Source organism: Pontimicrobium sp. MEBiC01747 (assembly GCF_053601635.1).
The window spans coordinates 1-4,733 of record NZ_JBSHNS010000226.1; the positions used below are offsets into that span (position 1 = coordinate 1).

At 34.4% G+C, this 4,733-nt stretch carries 2 protein-coding genes; one reads left to right on the plus strand and one right to left on the minus strand.

What is annotated here, in order from left to right:
* On the minus strand, window positions 1–2,728 hold a 2,728-nt coding region (locus tag ACVC2P_RS07515; protein ID WP_452597865.1), incomplete at its 3' end, for a choice-of-anchor L domain-containing protein.
* 238 nt (window positions 2,729–2,966) lie between these two features.
* Between ACVC2P_RS07515 and ACVC2P_RS07520 the strand changes: the two genes are divergently transcribed.
* Window positions 2,967–4,733, plus strand: a 1,767-nt coding sequence (locus tag ACVC2P_RS07520; RefSeq protein ID WP_452597866.1) for a thioredoxin domain-containing protein, incomplete at its 3' end; no start/stop codon positions are given.

The following is a 4,733-nucleotide window of genomic DNA, read 5'->3' on the forward strand; positions in this document are numbered from 1 at the left end:
GTCCATTTATTGCGGAGGCATCTATGGTTGATAAATCGAACTCTGCTATTCCATTGGTTGCATCGCCATCATCGTCATTATCACATATCTCGTAGGCTGGTAATACTGGGATTACGGGTAACGGATTTACTATTAAATCGAACGAAGTAAACCCATAACATGTAGGATTAGTATTATCATCTACCCTTACAAAAATTGTTTGAGGAGATCCTGTATTAGTATACGTTGTTGGGTTCGGAATTGCATTCATTGGAGTTGGTGTATCTCCATCGGCTGCATTTTCATAATAAGAAACTGTATAATTTGCTGGGTTTTGACCTCCTAATATAGCTGGTTCTTGAGTTGTTAAGTCAAAAACCTCGACCCCATCTCCAGAAGTATCATCACAAACAACCATATCCATTGGCTGGGTTGCTACTGCTCTTGGGTTTACTATTAAATTAAAAACTGTAGTAGCAGAGGCTATATAACAATCTGGATCTGTTACACTTTCTATTCTAACAAATATAGGTTCTGGACTAGTCGTATTATCATACATGTTTGGTAAAGCAGCCGTACCTGCATCTGCATTAGCAAAATCTAAATGATAAGTTACAGTATAATCTGCTGCTGCTTGTGTACCTAATATAGCAGCTGTTTGAGACTGTAAATCAAAAGTTTCTGTACCATCATTAGAAATATCATCACAAACTTCCATATCTGGTGCTGGATTTAAAGATACATTTAAAAACTGAAGTTCAAAAGAGTCTGTCGCTGGACACATCATTGTTGCAGCGTTTTCTACTCTAATATGAATAATCTCTCCATCTGTTCCCGTATAATTGGCTGGGTCTGCGATTGCATTCGTACCATTTGTAGCATCTAAAGCGGTATTGTGATAAGAAACAGCATATACTGCTGGGTCTTGAGCGCCTAATGCTGGTGCTGTATTCTCTGTTAAATCGAAAATTACTGGTCCTGAACCGTTATTACATTCTACTAAATTATTTACTGTATCGACTTGAGCGCCTGGAATGAACTCTACAAAAATAGAGTCATTAGCTACACAACTAGCTGCAAACACTACATCTACAGAATAATTACCCTGCTGCGTTACATCTAGTGTAGGCCCTGTTTCTCCTGGAATTTCTACCCCCTCAAAATACCATACATGTGCTACAGATGCATCTGTACCTGTATTTAAAGAAACTGTGTCTCCTTCACAAACAGATGTTCCTGCTGCAATTGTTACATCATCTCCTAAATCGCCTCCTAAATTAAAACTTCCTGCTTCTAAGAAAATTGCAGAATCCCATATAGAATCCCCTTGATCGGCAACAACTAATTTGATCTCATAAGTTGTATTAGGTGTTACGTTAGACATTGCTGTTAACACAACCGTTCTTCCTCCATAATTAGTGTCTGGAAGGTTGTAACCTTCAAAAAACGCAGGGTTTGCTGTACAATTTCCTGAATTATTAATATTGGTAACACTTACTGGTGTTCCATCAGGAAGAACTGCTAAATTAGTATATGCTGTAGTTCCTACCTCTCTTAATAAAAAGGCAAAACTATCTGCAAAACTACACTCAGTATTTCCATCATATTCTTCAGAAGCCATTAAAAATCGGAAGCTAATGCTATTCGCTGTTGGTACGAAATTAAATTTTATAAATGTAGCATCATTAGTATTTGTTTGTCCTAATGCTGCTTCTAAATCGGCATCTCCTGGCTGTCCATTATTATTACTTGGGTTAGGGTTAGCTGGCACAGCTGTTGTGTTTCCGCCTCCAAATGCTTGTCCTGTTGTAAGAATAACACCTTCTTCAAAAGGGAAATTCACAGCGCCTCCTTGTCTAAAATACCCGTAACTTTTTGTTGTTAAATCTCCTGTTCCTCCACTTACTTGAAATGTGAAATTATCTACTCCAGAGCAACCTCCAGAGACTAATACATCAGATATTAATTGTTCTGGACCAAAGCTAGACTCAGGATATGCTGCACTATTAATTGTTACTAATGGACTTAGTACAACGACAGTAATAGTTACCTGCTCAGAGCATCCTGTTGGATTAGGATCTGTAACTGTTAAAGTTGTCGTAAATGTCCCTACAGTATTGAATGTATGGTTAACTACTTCCCCAGCATCTGCATTTCCATCACCAAAGTTCCAATTATATGTTGCTCCTGTTGGATCATCTGAAAACGTTGCGCTTCCGTTAAATACAACATTTGTTCCTACTGGCACTTCAACAATACCTGCTCCATTTGCTGCTGGTGTTGTAGAGTCTATTGATGGTGTTATTGTTTGGCAAGTTTCTAAACATGATATTTCTGCAGCCCAACCAACAGTAGGCCCTGTTGCATCACTAACAAATTCTAGTGTTAAACATCCTGTTGCACTTGTAGTAGATGCAGAAACGGTTCCTGGATTATTTGCAGCTCCTCCTCCTGAGTATGTTCCAATTATAGGAGCTGTAGTATCATCTCCATCATATATAGTCAATACATCATTTACTGCTTGGGTTCCAAACTGCGTAAAGTTTAATGAAATAAATTGATCTGCTGCGTCTGGGCAAAGCGTTAAAACAAAGTTTTCGTTATTTCCATAATTACTAGCACTTCCTCCTGAATCATACAAAGTACCCGAACATTGATTAAATGTCCCGTTTTGCATTAAAATGTCTTGTGCTTGAAGCGTGAAAAATGAAATGAATAAAACTATAAGTAATGTAAAATTTCTCATCATAAAGAGGGTTCAGTTTTTTTATCTAAATCTACTATTGCAATTATACTAATAATAACTCAATTTTTATGTTAATCTCGAGTAACTTATACCGTAAATACTTGCATTTCATCCTTTAATAAAAAGGCTTATCGATTGTTATATAACATATAACAATTTTAGTTGCCTATTTCCTACCCTACGTCTTGTATTTTTTTAATTGAAAATAATTTTTACATTTTTATTTAACTAACTTTGGTTTATGAAATTTATTAAACTCTTCTTATTAATCGCTTTAATTAGTTGTAAAGGACAAAATAAAAATAGTATGGCGCATGAATTTACAAATAATCTTATTAATGAAACAAGCCCATACTTATTACAACATGCACACAACCCTGTTAATTGGAATGCATGGAATGATGAAACCTTAGAGCTAGCTAAAAAAGATAATAAGTTAATAATTATAAGCGTTGGTTATTCTGCATGTCATTGGTGCCATGTTATGGAGCATGAAAGCTTTGAAAATGTAGAGGTCGCCAAAGTAATGAACGCCAATTATATTAGCATTAAAGTTGATAGAGAGGAGCGTCCAGATGTTGATCAAGTATATATGAATGCGGTGCAACTTATGACCGGGCAAGGCGGTTGGCCATTAAACGTAATCACTTTACCTGATGGAAGACCTATATGGGGAGGCACATATTTTAAAAAAGAACAATGGATCGATGCCTTAAACAAAATATCTGAACTTTATAATACCAATCCAGATAAACTATATGAATATGCAGACAAATTAGAACAGGGTATTAAAACCATGGATATTGTATCGCTAAATAACGATGATATTAATTTTGAAAGCAGTTTCGTTAAAGAAACTATTGCTATTTGGTCTCAACAATTTGACAATAAAAAAGGTGGCCTCAATCGCGCACCAAAATTTATGATGCCAAATAATTATCATTTTTTATTACGTTATGCATATCAAAATAATGATAGTGCTCTTAATACTTTTGTAAACACTACACTAACAAAAATGGCTAATGGCGGCATCTACGATCAAATTGGAGGTGGGTTTTCTAGATATTCTGTAGATGAAAAATGGCATGTTCCTCATTTTGAAAAAATGCTTTACGACAATGGACAACTTGTAAGTTTGTATTCTGATGCTTACTTAGTTACAAAAAATGAATTATATAAAGATGTAGTTGTTGAAACTTTAGAGTTTGTAAAGCGAGAATTAACTGCTAAAAATGGGGCTTTTTACTCCTCTCTAGATGCAGATAGTATTACTAAAGAGGGAGCGTTAGAGGAAGGCGCTTTTTATGTTTGGCGAAAAGAAGAACTTAAACAGTTATTAGGTGATGATTATAACTTATTTTCAGATTATTATAATGTTAATGGTTATGGTCATTGGGAAAATGGTAATTATGTTCTTATTAAAAGTAAAACAGATAAAGACTTTATAGAAAAACATAAAATACATTTTAACACATTAGTATCTAAAAAACAACAGTGGCAAGATTTACTTTTAAAACAAAGAACTTTAAGAAAACGACCTCGTTTAGATGATAAAACGTTAACATCATGGAATGCCCTCATGCTTAAAGGTTATATTGATGCTTATCGGGTTTTAGGTAATGAAGACTATTTAAAGTCTGCAATACAAAATGCTAATTTTATAATTAATAACCAATTACGAGAAGATGGAGGCTTAAATCATAATTATAAAAATGGTGTGAGTTCTATAAATGGTTATTTAGAAGATTACGCTACTACTACTGAAGCTTTTATTGCTTTATATGAAATTACTTTAAACGATAAATGGTTATTTACTGCCAGAGATTTAACTAATTACACTTTTGATCATTTTTTTGATGAGACTAATAAAATGTTTTATTTCACTTCAAATGAAGATGCAGATTTAGTTTCTAGAAACGTAGAATATCGTGACAATGTTATACCTTCTAGTAATTCAATAATGGCAAAAAATTTATTTAAGCTCTCTCATTTTTACAGTAACCCTCAC